General features: G+C 44.9%; 10 protein-coding genes. 5 read left to right on the top strand and 5 right to left on the bottom strand.

Annotated elements, in window-relative coordinates; translation table 11 throughout:
- Positions 1 to 34: 34 nt before the first annotated feature.
- Both rsmB and fmt read right to left on the bottom strand, forming a co-directional pair.
- Positions 35 to 1,339 (bottom strand): 16S rRNA (cytosine(967)-C(5))-methyltransferase RsmB, encoded by a 1,305-nt coding sequence (gene rsmB, locus F946_RS02170; protein WP_004978440.1) that lies wholly within the window; start codon positions 1,337 to 1,339, stop codon positions 35 to 37.
- On the bottom strand, positions 1,339 to 2,298 hold the full coding sequence (gene fmt, locus F946_RS02165; RefSeq protein WP_004978439.1) for a methionyl-tRNA formyltransferase: 960 nt from the start codon (positions 2,296 to 2,298) through the stop codon (positions 1,339 to 1,341). The genes rsmB and fmt overlap by 1 nt, the downstream gene beginning before the upstream one ends.
- Positions 2,299 to 2,768: 470 nt before the next feature.
- On the opposite strand from fmt, the gene ilvD (F946_RS02160) reads away from it, so the two are divergent.
- The 5 genes from ilvD (F946_RS02160) (at position 2,769) to F946_RS02140 (ending at position 11,301) form a co-directional block, all read left to right on the top strand.
- Entirely contained in the window at positions 2,769 to 4,598 is a 1,830-nt protein-coding gene (gene ilvD / locus F946_RS02160) for a dihydroxy-acid dehydratase (RefSeq protein ID WP_080632283.1), read from the top strand.
- Positions 4,599 to 5,035: 437 nt separating this feature from the next.
- The gene (gene ilvD / locus F946_RS02155; protein WP_004978436.1) at positions 5,036 to 6,721 is read left to right on the top strand and encodes a dihydroxy-acid dehydratase; all 1,686 of its coding nucleotides are present in this window, start codon (positions 5,036 to 5,038) and stop codon (positions 6,719 to 6,721) included.
- A 71-nt stretch (positions 6,722 to 6,792) separates the two neighbouring features.
- On the top strand, positions 6,793 to 8,091 hold the full coding sequence (locus tag F946_RS02150; protein WP_004978435.1) for a hypothetical protein: 1,299 nt from the start codon (positions 6,793 to 6,795) through the stop codon (positions 8,089 to 8,091).
- A gap of 205 nt (positions 8,092 to 8,296) precedes the next feature.
- Positions 8,297 to 10,402: a TonB-dependent siderophore receptor gene (locus F946_RS02145; protein WP_004978434.1), complete on the top strand. Its 2,106-nt coding sequence runs from the start codon at positions 8,297 to 8,299 to the stop codon at positions 10,400 to 10,402.
- 161 nt (positions 10,403 to 10,563) lie between these two features.
- Positions 10,564 to 11,301 carry a sulfite exporter TauE/SafE family protein gene (locus F946_RS02140; protein ID WP_004978433.1) on the top strand — a complete coding sequence of 246 codons (738 nt, stop codon included), beginning with the start codon at positions 10,564 to 10,566 and terminating at the stop codon, positions 11,299 to 11,301.
- Here the strand turns inward: F946_RS02140 and F946_RS02135 are convergent.
- The 3 genes from F946_RS02135 to ppc all read right to left on the bottom strand — a co-directional run bounded on the left by F946_RS02135 (position 11,298) and on the right by ppc (position 16,640).
- Entirely contained in the window at positions 11,298 to 12,203 is a 906-nt protein-coding gene (locus tag F946_RS02135) for a LysR family transcriptional regulator (protein ID WP_004978432.1), read from the bottom strand. The two genes, F946_RS02140 and F946_RS02135, sit on opposite strands and share 4 nt — an antisense overlap.
- A gap of 149 nt (positions 12,204 to 12,352) precedes the next feature.
- Positions 12,353 to 13,654, bottom strand: a complete 1,302-nt coding sequence (locus tag F946_RS02130; RefSeq protein WP_004978431.1) for a solute carrier family 23 protein — start codon at positions 13,652 to 13,654, stop codon at positions 12,353 to 12,355.
- Between the two features lie 301 nt (positions 13,655 to 13,955).
- A complete protein-coding gene (ppc, locus tag F946_RS02125) occupies positions 13,956 to 16,640 on the bottom strand; it encodes a phosphoenolpyruvate carboxylase (protein WP_004978430.1) in 2,685 nt (894 codons plus the stop codon).
- Positions 16,641 to 16,830 lie beyond the last annotated feature (190 nt).

Raw genomic sequence — 16,830 nt, 5'->3', positions numbered from 1 at the left:
CATGAAAAAAGGAGCCTTTCAGCTCCTTTTATTTTTAAATCTTTTCAATGCGACAATAATAAAAACCATCGCCACGCCCTACTTGTGGGAGTAGTTGGCGACCATGAATCTGCTCAACACCCCAATCGGCATCAATTTTAATTTCTTTCGCATCCGTATGTTCAGCAAAGAAGTCGACCATTTGCTGTTCATTTTCGGCTTTCAAAATCGAGCAGGTGATGTATAGCAATGTGCCGCCGACTTTAAGTTGTTGCCACATATTTTCAAGAATTTGCTTTTGGAGCTGTACTGTTTTGGCAATATCCCCTGACTGACGCAGTAAACGAATATCGGGATGGCGCCGAATCACCCCAATGGCAGAACAAGGTGCATCGAGGACGATACAATCTGCAAGCTCAGGCGATGTCCATTTCACAGCATCGGCAGTGATAATGTCGACATACTTTTCATTTAAAGCCAAACGCTCTAAGTTTTCAGAGACACGTTTTAAGCGCTTTTCATCTTGGTCGAGCGCAATCAGTTTTTTTGGCTGATACATCTCTAAAATATGCGCTGTCTTGCCGCCAGGTGCTGCACAGGCATCAATTACGAATTTGCCATTTAAGTCTGGCAACAAGGTTGCACAGAGTTGCGCATGTTCATCTTGTACTGAAAAACCACCTACTTCAAAACCTGGTAGGCTTGGGATATGCAGACTGTCATCCAGCACAATGCCGACATTTGAAAGTTCACAGGCATGGGCTTCAATGCCTTCATCTTCTAAAATTTCAAGATATTCGTCACGGCTGACTTGTAAGGTGTTCACTCTTAAGGTTAAGGGTGCAACTTGTTTCAGCTCATAGCTGATTTCAGCCAGTTGCTCGCCCCAGTCCTTTTTCAAACGCTTTGCTAACCAACTTGGCAGATTCGAGGCTTGTTCCAAAACATCGTAGAATTGTTCCGTTTCACGTGTTGCACGGCGCAAAATAGCATTCACCACACCACTTAAGCTTTCCATACCCAATTGTTTGGCTGCTTCTACCGTTTCAGAAATCGCGGCATGCGCTGCAACGCGGGTACACAGCAATTGGTATAAACCCACATATAAACAGGTTTCAACGACTTGGTTTTCCAGTGGCTTAGTCAACAACGGTAAAGTCACTTGTTTAAGCGCATGCCATTGGCGTAAACAGCCAAGAACTAATTCATGGTACAAGGCACGGTCTTTGTCAGACACAATTGCCATGTGTTGCTGAAGCACCGATGCCAGTGATTGACCATTTTGGACAGCCAATAACGTTTTAACAACCTGAGCACGTAAGTTTAGAGTCTTACCTGAGGCGTGGGGAGATTGTTTCATTATAAAATTTGTCCAATATTCAGTTTTTGGGTTTGTAAAATTTGTAAGGCATTTAGGGGTTTACCACCTGGCCATTGCAGAGAGCTTAAACACACCGCGTGTTCATCGCCACAAGCGACATGAACACCTTGTTTATCGATGGCTAAAATGGTCCCTGCAGCTTGAGCTTGGGCATTTTCTTGAGACAACATCGAACCCCAAACGCGCAGATTATTGCTTTCATCCAGTGCGATAAATGCGACAGGCCATGGGTTAAATGCGCGAATATTACGGTCGATTTGCACCGCTGTTGAATTCCAATCAATTTGCGCTTCAGCTTTAGATAGTTTGTGTGCATAGACTGTCAAAGCTTCATCTTGCACTTCGCGGTTGTCTAAATAGTGTTGCAGTGTGCTTTCAGAGGCTAAAACTTTGACCGTCGCCTCGGCCCCTTGATGTGCCAATTTGTCATGCAAACTTGCAGAGGTATCTGTAGCTTCAATCGGGCAGTAGGTTTTATACATCATATCGCCCGTATCCAAGCCTGCGGCCATTTTCATAATGGTGACCCCAGTTTCGGTATCTCCAGTAGAAATTGCGCGTTGAATAGGCGCTGCACCTCGCCAGCGTGGCAACAGTGAACCGTGAATGTTCAAACAGCCATATTTAGGCGTATCCAAAACCACTTGCGGCAAGATCAGGCCATAAGCAGCCACCACCATCACATCTGCATTTAAGGCCTTAAGTTCAGCTTGAGCAGCCAGACCTTCTTCGGTTGAAGACTTAAAATGCAGCGGTTGATACACAGGAATATCATGTGCTAAAGCCAACTGCTTCACGGCTGAAGCAGTAATTTTCTGCCCACGGCCTGCTTTACGGTCAGGTTGCGTATAGACGGCTACAATTTCATGTTCTGTTTTTAGGAGAGCGTCTAATGCCACAGCCGCAAATTCGGGCGTGCCTGCAAAGATGATTTTCAAGAAATACTCGGAAAAAGAAGAAGATTAAAACAATTATAGCAAAACTCGAGCAGCTACAGATTTATCCTGCATAAAAAGCCGATAGAGCGGTTCTAACTGAATGATGTGTAAGAGTTTTATTCAAAAAATAGCGAAAGGATCCTTGATAGCATATCGCTCAAAATTTGTATTTCATATAAATAAAACTCATGCAAAATTTAAAAATTATTCATAGAAGTTTTGTATTGCAAGGTGAGTGAAAGGGTTATAGTAGTTTCCACATGCAATTGAATGTCAGCTCATCGGTTAAAATGTAGCGCGCAAACTTACTGCCTTCGATAATTTAGGTCGAGATGCCTCAAAACGAGATTTACGCAGGATGCGAATATGCTATGTTTAAATTTTTGACAGTTTGACACTCTCAGAACTCAGATTTTAGCCAGAGTGAATGTGGACATTCATCTCAAGCACAACTATGTTGGAAAAGTACAATGCCTGACTATCGTTCAAAAACATCAACACACGGAAGAAACATGGCTGGTGCGCGTGGCTTATGGCGCGCAACGGGGATGAAAGACGAGGACTTTGGTAAGCCGATTATTGCGGTAGTCAACTCATTCACTCAATTTGTACCGGGTCACGTTCATTTAAAAGACTTAGGTCAACTTGTGGCTCGTCAAATTGAGGCGGCAGGCGGCGTAGCTAAAGAATTTAATACCATTGCAGTGGATGATGGGATCGCGATGGGCCACGATGGCATGCTGTATTCATTGCCTTCACGTGACCTCATCGCAGACTCGGTGGAATACATGGTCAATGCACACTGTGCAGATGCGATGGTCTGTATTTCAAACTGTGACAAAATTACCCCGGGCATGTTGATGGCATCTATGCGTCTAAACATTCCTGTAGTGTTCGTTTCTGGCGGGCCGATGGAAGCAGGTAAAGTCAAAATTCGTGGCAATGAACACGCGATTGACCTGGTTGATGCCATGATTGTCGCAGCAGATGATAGTTTTACTGATGAAGAAGTGGCTGAATACGAACGTTCAGCTTGTCCAACCTGTGGTTCATGTTCAGGCATGTTCACTGCAAACTCAATGAACTGTTTAACCGAAGCTTTGGGGCTATCCCTTCCGGGCAATGGTTCAACTTTAGCAACCCATGCCAATCGTAAAAAATTATTCGAGCGTGCAGGTCAGTTGATTGTTGAAATTACCAAACGCCATTACGAACAAAACGATTACAGCTTGTTGCCGCGTTCAATTGCCACCAAAGCAGCCTTTGAAAATGCCATGACGCTTGATATTTCAATGGGTGGTTCAACCAATACCGTTCTACACTTGTTGGCAGCGGCACACGAAGCTGAAGTTGACTTTACTATGACCGATATTGACCGTTTGTCACGTAAAGTGCCTGTGCTGTGTAAAGTTGCACCTGCAAAACAAGACGTGCACATGGAAGATGTCCATCGTGCAGGCGGCATCATGTCGATCTTGGGTGAATTGGACCGTGCAGGTTTGCTGGATACTTCTGTACCGACTGTGCATGAAAAAACCTTAAAAGATGCTTTGGACAAATGGGATATCATCCGTACTGAAGATGAAGACGTTTATCAATTCTTTCGTTCAGCACCGGGCGGTGTACCAACCCAAACCGCATTTTCACAAGACCGTTATTATTCACGATTGGATGGTGACCGTGACAATGGCGTGATTCGTAATGCTGCGCATGCCTTCTCTCAAGATGGTGGTTTGGCTGTGCTGTACGGCAACATCGCACTTGAAGGCTGTATTGTGAAAACAGCGGGTGTGGATGATTCCATCTTAAAATTCAACGGCACCGCACGTGTGTTTGAAAGCCAAGATGCAGCGGTAGAGGCGATTCTAGGTGGAAAAATCACTGCTGGTGATGTGGTGGTGATTCGTTACGAAGGTCCGCGTGGTGGTCCGGGTATGCAAGAAATGTTGTATCCAACCAGTTACTTAAAATCGAAAGGCCTTGGTAAAGACTGTGCTTTACTCACCGATGGGCGTTTCTCTGGCGGTTCATCAGGTCTATCGATTGGTCACGTGTCGCCTGAAGCGGCTGAAGGCGGTGCAATTGGTTTGGTGGAAGATGGCGACCGTATCGAAATCGATATTCCAAACCGTAGCATTCACTTAGCCGTGGATGAAGCAACGATGGCTGCGCGCCGTGAAGTGCAAGAAGCCAAAGGCTGGCAACCTGCTGAACAACGTCCACGTAAAGTGTCTAAAGCCTTAAAAGCTTATGCGATGCATACCACGAGTGCGTCTAAAGGTGCAGTACGTGAAATTTAATTGGTAGTTTTTTACCGGTTAGAAAAAGCACTCCATTTGGGGTGCTTTTTATTTAAAAGTCATTGGTTCAGCACAATGGAGTCTTAAAATAGGTTTCTCAAATTGCAGTTGATAACCTTCGGTTCGACCTACTTTTGTTTCGGCAAAAGTAGGCAAAACCATTGGTCGTCCGCAAAACCTGTTTATTTTCTGCATCTAAAAGAATGCCTTGAAAAAACCGCCCATTGAATCGGCTATGCAGGTTGCGGACGACTTTTCCGTGTATCAAACAACCTGATGGATTCAAGATCAATATGTTAAGACCGTGAAGAGCTTGATGGGGATTGACTCAAAAGTCTCATTGTACTTTTATGTCTAGCCTGCTTTCTATACAATAAAAACAGAAAAAATTGCCAAGACTGTAGAGCAATACGCAGCCATCGCTAAGGACAAATACAATGAGTAAAGACAATATCCGCGAACATTCAGCTCCTGTTTATGAAGGCATTGAAAATGCGCCCGCACGTTCCATGATGCGTGCCACAGGCTTTAAAGATTCAGACTTTACTCGTCCCTTTGTTGGTATTGCGTCTACTTGGGCCAATGTCACGCCGTGTAATATGCATATTAACGAACTGGCACGTGAGGCTGAGAAAGGGGTCAATCAAGCAGGTGGTAAAGGTATTATTTTTAATACCATCACCATTTCAGATGGTATTTCTAACGGCACCGAAGGCATGAAGTATTCATTGCTGAGCCGTGAAATTATTGCAGACTCGATAGAAGCCGTAGTGGGCTGTCAGGCCTATGATGGGGTGATCTCGATTGGTGGCTGTGACAAAAATATGCCGGGTTGTATCATGGGCTTAGCGCGTTTAAACCGTCCGGGTTTGTTTGTTTATGGTGGGACAATCAAGCCGGGCGCAGGGCATACCGACATGATTTCTGTCTTTGAAGCTGTGGGTCAGCACGCCAAAGGTGAAATCAGTGCTATTCAAGTCAAGCAGATTGAAGAAGTGGCGCTGCCAGGTCCGGGTTCATGTGGTGGCATGTACACTGCAAACTCGATGGCTTCTGCGATTGAAGCCTTGGGCATGAGTTTGCCGGGCTCCTCTGCACAAGAAGCGGTTTCGGATGACAAGCGGATCGACTGTCAAAAAGCAGGTGAAGCGGTGATGAATTTACTGCGCTTAGACCTGAAACCACGCGACATTATGACCAAAGCCGCATTTGAAAACTCAATTAAAGTGCTGATTGCCTTGGGTGGTTCGACCAATGGTGTGCTGCACTTACTGGCAATGGCACATACCGCTGGAGTTGAACTGAGTTTGGATGATTTTGTCCGTATCGGGCAAGATATTCCCGTGGTGGCCGATGTGCGTCCATCTGGCAAATATTTGATGTCTGAGCTGATTGCGATTGGGGGTATTCAACCGCTGATGAAGCGAATGCTCGATGCTGGCATGCTCGATGGTTCATGTTTAACGGTCACTGGAAAGACCTTGGCTGAAAATTTGGCTGAGGTTGAAGACTATCCAGAAGGTCAGCAGATTATTTTACCGTTCGACGCCCCGATTAAAAAAGACTCTCACCTGGTGGTGCTCAAGGGTAATCTGTCTCCAACAGGTGCTGTGGCTAAAATTACCGGTAAAGAAGGCTTGTACTTTGAGGGGCCAGCACGTGTCTTTGAAGGTGAAATTGGCGCGATGCGTGGCATTTTAGATGGTGAAGTTCAAGCAGGTGAGGTGGTGGTGATTCGTGGTGAAGGGCCTAAAGGTGGGCCGGGTATGCCAGAAATGCTGAAACCGACTTCAGCGATTATTGGTAAAGGTTTGGGCAAATCAGTAGCGCTGATCACCGATGGTCGTTTCTCTGGCGGTAGTCATGGTTTTGTCATTGGACATGTCACCCCAGAAGCCTATGAAGGTGGGCCAATTGGTTTAGTGCAAAATGGCGATAAAATCTCGATCAATGCAGAAACCCGCGAAATGACGTGGCATGTTTTGGCAGAAGAAATTGCAGCGCGTCAAGCCGCGTGGGTGAAACCGCAACCGAATTATCGTTATGGGGCTTTGGCCAAGTTTGCAAAACTGACCACAGGTGCGGAAAAAGGCGCGGTAACTGATCTAAATTTAGATGTCTAATTGATCATTTTGCTGTGAATTGATATAAACCCCTGTAGTACTTTCAAGGGTTTAATTTAGAGGCTTTGCTCATGTCACTGTTGCGTCGATGGTTCGATCCGATTCGATCGCGTTGGTTTTATCAAAAACCGATTCGTCAAACGGTCGTCTCTACAGAACAAGGCTTGAGTATTCATTTACGCCTCGACGATGTATATAGCTATTTAGCAGTTCAGCAGTTACCACAAATTGAAGAAATTTTAGCGGATGAACTGAAGCCATTGAAGGTGGTCATTTCAAGTCAGGCTGCTGAACCGCCGAACCAAATGTCGGCTTTGGAATGGCAAACTTATTGTTTAAATGATGCCAAAATTCTGTCGCGTCAGCACCGTTTTAGCTTTCATGAAACGCCAGAACAACCCAGTCCAGAGGCATTGAGCCAAGCGGAAACCATCCTGCGGCATACGCCGCTGCGTGGGCAGGACTTTTTGTACTTGCTGGAAGATGTATTTCACATGCTGTGGCAAAAACAAGAGGGTAAGCTGCGCACCTTATATGCGATGGCCAGCCGTCACCATCAAGAGCAACATTTTCCAGAACGTATTTTTAATGATGATGCGGTACTGGCCAGTTATTTCCAGCTCGGTGACCGTCAGTATCATGCCGTCGATGATCTGCTGCGTTTAACGCGTCGTTTAAAACAACAAAAATTATTTACCGATAACCCCATTTTTTTGATCAATCATATTGATTGGCGTGAGCATTTGATTAGTGATGCTGAAGAGTTAAATGAAATTCAGGCGCTCGATCCAGAGTTAGACCTATACGTTGCGTTGGAAGATCCAATTTCATGGTTGTTATTGGCTTATATTAAAGAAGAACTGGCCGATTATTATAATATTCAGCTCAATGTCTACCCGCTCAGTTATCACGGTCGAGACGGGTTTGATTGGAGTTTGGCAACGCGTTTATCCAAACGGACAGAAATCAAATTCACACCGTTTTGCCGTCCGACGCAAGCAGCCACTTTGGCGATGGCGCAGTTATTTTATAGCGTGCCTGAAGAGCAGCGCGTTGATGCCATGTATCGGATTTTGAAAGCCGTTTGGACCCAAGGCAAAGATTTATCCTTTAAATCGCATTTTGATCAACTGATGCAAGAATTGGAAATTGCAGCATTGATCACCGAAGATGTGGAAGCCAAGCTTCAAGAAAATGACATGCTCTGTGAAATGAAGTCCCAGCCTGATTTTCCCGTGATTGAACTGCGTGTGGATGGGCAGAGCTATGTCTTTAATAGTCTGTATCGTGTCTGGATGATTGAAAGTATTTTCAGTAATGTGCTGGAAGATCAATATAAAACCGATCCTGTGGATGAAAGCGAAGGCTGAGTTTTGGATACCTCTTATTGATCAAAACAGTCCAATAACACATGAAACCTAAAGCCGATGGTGTTTTTAGGCTGAGTTATTAAAGTGCTTATTAATAATGTTAATGAGGTTTAACAATTAAATTCATTGTTAAATTTTATTAATAAATAGGCTTCCAAATGAAAATGATTATAATTGGCATTCTTTCTGTCTGTTGATCGATGTTATGCGTTTTCATATTTCTTCTTTGAGCTTGTCCATTCTGGCCGTGATGACTACAGCAGCGTTTGCTCAGGGCGAGACACAGGAAACAGCATCATCCCAAGTTTTACCGACTTTGCAATTTGAAGCCCAAGATGTAGATGCAAAAAAGGCATATGCAGCAAAAACTGCATCAGCTGTTTTGCGTTCAGATGCACCGCTGTTTGAAACTGCGCAATCGATCAGCGTGATTAGTGAAAAACAACTGGAACAGAAACAAGCAAAAACACTGTCTGAAGCCTTGCAGGGTGTAGCGGGGGTCACCGCAGGACAGTATGGTCGCCGTGGTTGGGATGACTTTATTATTCGTGGTCAGGTTTCCAGCGCACAGACCTATGTCGATGGCTTGCGTATTCAAACTTCTGATAATGCCCTACGTTCAGAAGACATCAGTGGTTTACAGTCAATTGAGGTTGTCAAAGGGCCGACATCGACTGGTTTTGGCTTTGCCTTGCCGGGCGGCTTAGTTAACTTAACCACCAAACGTCCTGAGGCAAAGACTTCTTATCGTGGCAGTGTAAGCTATGGCAGCAATGCCTTTGTGGATGGCACATTTGATATCAACTATGCGCCAAATGATAGCGAAAAAGGGGCGTTTCGTGTGGTGGGTCATGCCTCTGACCAAGATGATCCAACCGATTATGTTTATTATAAAAATTATTATATTGCACCGTCTTATAATTTTGACTTAGGTGAAAAAGACGAACTGTCTGTGATTGCCAGCTATCAGCATCGGGATTTTATTCGCCAGCAGGGGATTCCCTATAGCAATGGCGCTTATAAAAACTATTCACAGACCTTATTTTTTGGCGCGCCGAATCTAAGCAATACGGTCGATGTTTTACGCTTAGGTTCGAACTATGCGCATTATTTTGATAATGGCTGGACCTTTAAACAAAATTTTGCGGTCACCAAAACCGATGCAGATAACAATCCTGTATTGGCCACAAATGGGGCTTCATTACCGGAAATCTCTAGAAATGTCGAAAGACAGATTAAAGACGATGTGAATTTTGCGCTGGATCATAATTTGTCGCGTCATTTTGATTGGGGCAAAACCCAATATGATTTGATGGTTGGTTTGGACATGATGCATGAACGCAGTGATTACGAACGTCGAAGTGATAAAGTGAAGACTCCATTTGATGCGGATAATCCGATCTATACGCCTATCGCAAAGGCGACCACGACCAAATCACATCAAATTACAGATACCCAATATATGGGCGTATACCTGCGTAATAATTTTAAAATTGATGATCATTGGATCTTGGGCTTATCGGGTCGTCATGACTGGACACAGGTCGAAGTCGATGACCTTTTCAATGATACGACGCTGAAAAACTCGGACAATGCTTTCACGGGTAATGCGTCCTTGATGTATCAAATCAATGATAAGTTCGCGCCCTATGTGAGTTATGCAACCTCATTCTTTCCTGTGAGCGACACTGGCGCTGGTGGAACACTATTGGACCCTGAAGAGGGAGGGCAGTTTGAGGTTGGGGTTAAGTTCCAAGGGCTGAATCAACGGCTGCAAGGCTATGTGGCTTATTATGATTTAACCCGTCAAAACGTGACTGAGTCGGATTCTACCCTGGGTTATTCTGTACAAATCGGTGAGCAAAAAACCAAGGGCTTTGAAACGGAGTTATCCGCTGCGTTGACGGATCAATGGAACTTGACCGCAACCTATAGTTATATTCCTACTGCGGAAACGACAGAAAGTACCACCACCAATGATATCGGCAAACGAATTAACCATGTGCCTAAAAATGCCGCCTCTTTATCAACCCAATACTTCTTTGCGGATGAGCAACTGGGCTGGAATATTGGTGCCAGTGCGAATTATCAAGGCGAGCGTACAGCACAACGTGGAACTTCTTATGTGCCACTATCGAGCTATACGCTGTATGACGTCAGTGCCGGTTATGAGGCGAAAAATTGGGGCGCAAAGTTCAGTGTAAAAAACCTGTTTGATAAAGAGTATTTAGTCGGCACCACGCCAAATGCGCAATTGGTCAATTGGGGCGATCCACGTACTTTCCGCTTCAGCTTAAATTTTAAATACTAAGCAGAATCACACCGCATCACATCTGGATTCAATAACAGTTGAGTCCAGACCATTCTTTCCAGTAAGCCTCAATCTTTGGTTGAGGCTTACTTCTAAAAACAGTGATATGAGTCCAGATTTAAATTTTATAGCATGGCGCTAAGTGTTTAGAGAGAAGCGTCATGCTTGCTTTTGTTATTTTTGTTTTTGCTGTCGCAGGCATGATTAAGGGCACCATTGGTCTGGGTTTGCCCGCCGTGTCGATGGGGCTTTTATCTTTGGTGATTAGCCCATTTCAAGCGGCAACTTTGCTGATTATCCCTTCCATGGTCACGAACTTTTGGCAATTGTTTGCAGAAGGGCGTGTAATGCGACTGGTACAACGCTTTTGGCCGTTGCTGGTGGGCATGATCATTGGTTCAGTTTGGAGTGTTTTTCCTACGCTCGGACATGGCGAATTTCAAAGTGAAGCGCTGTTGGGCGGGATGCTGGCTATTTATGGTCTATATGGTTTGTTTGCCAAAAACATGCCCAACTTAGCCCCGTATGAAAAATATTTATCACCGATCATGGGCTATTTGGGCGGTGCTTTGACGGTGGCGACAGGGGTGGTAGTGATTCCCGTAGTACCATATTTGCAGTCTTTGCATTTGAAACGGGATGATTTAGTGCAATCGCTCGGCCTTGCCTTTACCGTTTCAACTTTGTGTCTAACTGCATATTTACATCTGAATCCTGTTGAAGATACCCCAATTGACTATCAACTGTCGTTGATCGCACTGCTGCCTGCATTACTCGGAATGTGGTTGGGCACCAAAATTCGCTACCGCATCCCTGAGCAAGCCTTTCGTAAGGTGTTTTTTGTGGGCCTAGTCTTATTTGGCAGTTATATGGTTTTACATCAACTGGGCTGGCTTTAATGCGGACTGAGTTGGTCATGTTGGCTCAAGAGGAATTGACTAAAGCGTTGGTAATCTACTGGGAGCTGATCAAAACACCGTGCTGCTAATAGCAACTTGCGGTTGGCCCATTTGCCTAAGAGTTCAATTTGCTGAAAATCATACTGTGCTTTTAAACGCAGGGCTGCCCGCTTGGGAATAATCGCAATGCCGACGCCATTGGCAACGACTTGGGCAATCGCGGCAAAGTTCGGCACCCGTAGACGATAGTGGATGTCACAGCCTAAGCGTTTGGCTTGCGCTTCTATTGACTGTTGTAAGGAGTGATATTGCATGAGGCCCACAAACGGATGTTGCAATAATTCACCCAGCTCCAGTTGAGCCGCAGTGGCAAGTGGATGCTGGCTTGGGCAGATCAGTACCAACGGGTCTTCAGCAAACTCTTGAGTTTCAAGCTGCCCTGCATCAAAAAAACCGGAGATCAGCCCCAACTGCGCCGTACCTGTACTGAGGGCCTGAATGATGTCATTGGTTTCGGCTTCTTTTAATTCAATATGGAGCTTCGGATTTTCCATTAAATACTGCGGCAATAAATGCGGTAAGTACTCACTCTGCGCCGATGAGTTGCACCACAATATAATGTTGCTCGTTGCACTGTGGGCAAAGGGCAGCATGGCTTGTTGTAATTGTTGCTGTTGTTGCAGTAAGTGCTGCGCATGTTCCGCAAAGGTTTGTCCAGCAAGGGTCGCTTTTACCCCAGTTGCATGGCGGGTAAATAAACTGACTTCAAAATGGTGTTCTAATTTTTTAATTCGCTCACTGGCGGCCTGTAAAGAAATGGCGGAGCGTTCTGCACCCTTGGTCAGACTGCCTGTACTCAGGATATTGATAAACAATTGCAGATCAAAAAAATCAAGGCGCATGGCTGGGTCAAAGCGGAAAATGTTGCTTTATCTTAGTCTTTTTTGCGTTTTGAGGCATCCCTTTAGGTGTAATAGGAGTCAGAGCATTAGACCAAAAAAAGCAGCCCGAAGGCTGCGATCAACAATGGATAATCAAAATATCAGATAGATTAATCTTTTTGCCCTAAGCTGAAGAACCAGTTTAAGAACAACGCTGCAAACGTAGCAGTACCAATACCACCCAAGTTAAAGTTGCCAATTTGTAAGGCAAAATCACCTGTACCTAAAATGATGGTGACTGCTGCGACCATCAGGTTTTTGTTCTGTGAAAAATCGACTTTGTTTTCAATCCAAATTTTTGCACCCGCGATGGTAATCAAACCAAACACCACAATCGACGCACCGGTTAAAATCGCGGTCGGAATGGTATGGATGATGGCACCAAATTTCGGTGACAGACCCAAGAAAATGGCAAACACACCTGCGATGGCAAAAATGATGGTCGAGTAAACTCGTGTGACTGCCATGACTCCAATGTTTTCACCATAGGTGGTCATGCCTGGTGCGCCGACACCGCCTGCTAATGTCGTTGCGACACCATCGGCAACAAACGCTTTACCAATGTGCGGATCAAGGTTTTCACCGGTCATCGCACTCACGGCTTTAATGTGACCGAGGTTTTCTGCCACCAAAATTAACGCAATTGGTGCAATGATCATCATGGCATTGGCATTAAATTCAGGCGCATGGAAAGTCGGTAAACCAAACCAAGCGGCTTGTTGAATCGGGGTAAAATTAATCGCTGTGCCATAGCCCATAACATTGGTCACGATGAAATAGACCAAGTAAGACAGTAACAAACCAATTAATAATAAGAGACGTTGCAATAAACCACGAGTAAAGACGGCAATCGAGCCCATACATAATACGGTAACCAGTGCCATCCACATATTAAAGGAATTGCCCGCAACGCCTTTGACCGTCACTGGGGCAAGGTTGAGACCAATAATCATCACCACAGCACCTGTCACCACAGGCGGCATCAGTTTTTCAATCCACTTGGTGCCCGTTGCCATGACCATAAAACCAAACAAGGTATAGAGCACGCCGCAGGCAATAATACCGCCGCCCGCCATAGCTAAGTTTGGATTGAGTGCGCCTGTGCCCGATGCGGTATAGCCCGTTGCTGCAATCACGACCCCAATAAAGGCAAAACTTGAACCTAAATAACTTGGAACACGTCCACCCGTCATAATAAAGAACAAGATGGTACAAATCCCGGACATTAAAATGGCAAGGTTGGGATCGAAGCCCATCAAGAAAGGTGCAAGAACCGTTGCTCCAAACATGGCAAAGGCATGCTGCACACCTAAAATTGCACTTTGTGAAGCAGGGAGATATTCACTTGTGCCAACAGGACGTGCATCGATATTGCCTTCGTACGAGCGCCATTTGGGAAACCAATTGGACATTTTTTGAGCACTCTAAAGATAAATTGTGCACATCATACTCTTGTTTTTTAGAAGATTTAATCAGTGATACAAAAAATTGTTCAAACTAATCTTATGACTTTTCAGAACTTTTTACCACATGGTAAAAATTTATATTTTTAAAAATAATGATAAATCAAGGTTTAATTGGTAAATTTAGCCAATCGCTTATTCATAAATATTTATGATTGGATTGATAAAAAAAATTATAAAAGGTTTGACTATGCGTTCAATAAAAAAGCACATCATAGTGATGTGCTTTAAATGGAGCGGGCTTAAAACTTTATCCTGTGTTACGAAGACCCGCTGCAATGCCAGCGATACTTACCATAAGTGCATGATCTACAGGTGTATTTGTTTCCTGACGCTCTTCTAGATAACGGCGGCGACGTTTCATTAACTCTGCTTGGAGTAAATGCAGAGGCAATAAATACGGTTTGCGCACTCTCATTGACTGATCTAAAACTTCGTTGCTGCTGAGAAGCTTAGACTCACCTTTAAGCGCTAACAGGGTTTGCACCGCATACTTTAAGCGCTGACGCAGATGTTCACCGAGCACTTTCAAGTCCTCATCATCAGTCAGGTGCGACTCATAATACAGCGCTACATGAGCATCAGATTTTGAGAGCACCATTTCCAACATATCAATCAGGGTTTGGAAATACGGCCAGGCCACCAGCATTTCATCTAAGGTAGTCTTATGTCCTTGATCAATCACTTGGTTAATTGCCGCGCCTGTACCCAACCAAGCGGGTAGCATCAAACGAATCTGGGTCCACGCAAATACCCAAGGAATGGCACGTAAGGACTCAATGCCGCCAGTGACTTTACGTTTTGCAGGGCGTGAGCCAAGCGGTAACATTTGCAGTTCAAGCTCTGGCGTGACTGTACGTAAGTACTTTACGAAGTGCGGGTTTTCTCGCACAGTCTGACGATACACTTGTACCGACAAATCGGTCATGCTGTGCATCAACTCGCGCCACTCAGGTTTTGGGACGGGCGGTGGAAGTAAGGTGGCTTCTAAAGTGGCAGCGGTATAAATCTCTAAGTTTTGCAGCGCAATGCCTTCTAAGCCAAACTTGAAGCGAATCATTTCACCTTGTTCAGTGACTCGAATTGCACCTGAAATCGAACCGGGTGGCTGTGAAAACAGGGCTTGTTGCGTTGGCGCACCGCCACGGCTGATGGAACCGCCACGACCATGAAATAGTGTGAGTTTTACGCCATGCGTTTTTGCAATCGCGGTTAACTCTTCTTGCGCACGGTACTGTGCCCAATTGGCTGACATAAAACCTGCATCTTTTGCCGAGTCTGAGTAGCCAATCATGACTTCATGTTTGCCCTGAATATGCTGTTTATACCAATGCATATTGAATAGGGTATTCATGGTGGCTGCCGCGCCATCTAAGTCTTTTAATGTTTCAAACAATGGCACCACACGTAGAGGATGTTGGATCCCTGCTTCTTTTTGCAAAAGCAGTACCGCCAGCACATCACTTGGATATTCAGCCATCGAAATGATGTAGGCACCTAGACTTTCTTGAGGCTGCGCCGCCAAAGTACGCATGGTGGCAAACACTTCTTGTACTTCGGGTTGTTCAATTAAACTTTGCGCAGGTTCATTTAAATGCTTGGGCAACAGCGGACGTTTGCTTTGTAGTTCTTGCAATAAGAAGTTTTGGCGTGCTTGTTCGGTCCACGTTTCAAAATTACCCAGACCCAAATATTCAGTAATGGCCGAAATCGCTTGGCGATGACGTCCTGACTCTTGGCGAATATCCAGTTTCAGCAGTTCAATCCCGAAACAGTTCACCCGATGGATAAAGTCCAGCAGTTTCCCATTGGCAATTTCAGGCAGATTGCTGGCAATTAAAGAGCGATAACACAGCAGTAAAGGCTGTAACAGTTCATCTTTGGCTTTAATCACCAAGCTGTCATCGGCATCGGCACCGCGCAGTTTTTCTGCGAGCCAATGGCGCGTAGCTTTCAGCCGTTCGCGAGTATCACGTAAATATTCACGGTAGGGTTCAGGATGGTCTTGACCCAAGGCTTGACGTAGTTCATCGCTACAACTTTGAATCGACAGTTCCCAACGCAAGTCTTCAATGTCACGTAAGTAAAGATCGGCCGCTTTCCAACGCGATAGCCACAGGACTTCTTGAGTAATGTTGTGTGTCACATTTGGGTTGCCGTCACGGTCACCACCCATCCATGAAGCGAAACGTACAGGTGCCACATGTAAAGGCAGACGTTGCCCACAGTGCTCAATCACCATGTCGTCTAGTTCACGCATGAACTTCGGTACGGCATTCCATAAGGTTTGCTCAATGGTGGTAAAGCCCCATTTCGCTTCATCGACTGGGGTTGGACGGTGTTGACGGATTTCATCGGTCTGCCACGCCGAACAGATCAGTTGTTTTAAGTCTTCAAGGACTGTTTGGCGCTCACGAGGGGTCAATTTTTGCTGATCCATTTTAAATAAGGCATCGTTGATACCATCATATTTTTGGATCAGGGTACGGCGGCTAACTTCAGTGGGGTGAGCGGTCAGAACCAGTTCAATATTTAAATCACAGATTTGCTGGAACAGCGTATCGGTTGAAATGTCGTTATTTTTAAATTTAGCAAAGAGGTGGTCGAGCGGATTTGGAGAGGGTGCGGTCTCATCAAATTCACTTTGACGACGGCTACGGACCACATGGTATTGCTCTGCAATATTGGCAAAGTTCAAAAAGTGGGTGAAGGCACGTGTCAGCGGTAGAATTTCATCATCTTCAAGGCTGAAAAACAGTTGTTCCAGCTGCTTCTCGGCTTCAACTTGTCCATCCCGTGCCCCTTTGGATAAGGCCCGAATTTGCTCGACCTGATTAAACAAATCTTGTCCTGCATGCTCCTTGAGGGTTTCACCCAATAGGTTGCCGAGTAATCGGACATCTTCACGTAGTGGAGCATCAATTTGTTGAATCATGATTATTATTCCCTCGTTGTTCTTAATTTGACTATACCCCGATTCGATGACAATCCAAGTAGGGGCAGACAAAAGTAGGGGATTAATTGCTGAATTTAGAAGCAAATGAACCACTTAGGGCAAGCGATTGTTTTAAAATAAAGGTGGTTATTGATGGCAAGTGCTTGAATTTAATGTTAAAAAATGAAAC

It is taken from the genome of Acinetobacter johnsonii ANC 3681 (assembly GCF_000368805.1).
Lineage (GTDB): Bacteria > Pseudomonadota > Gammaproteobacteria > Pseudomonadales > Moraxellaceae > Acinetobacter > Acinetobacter johnsonii.
This window is presented reverse-complemented; position numbering and strand designations above follow the sequence as displayed.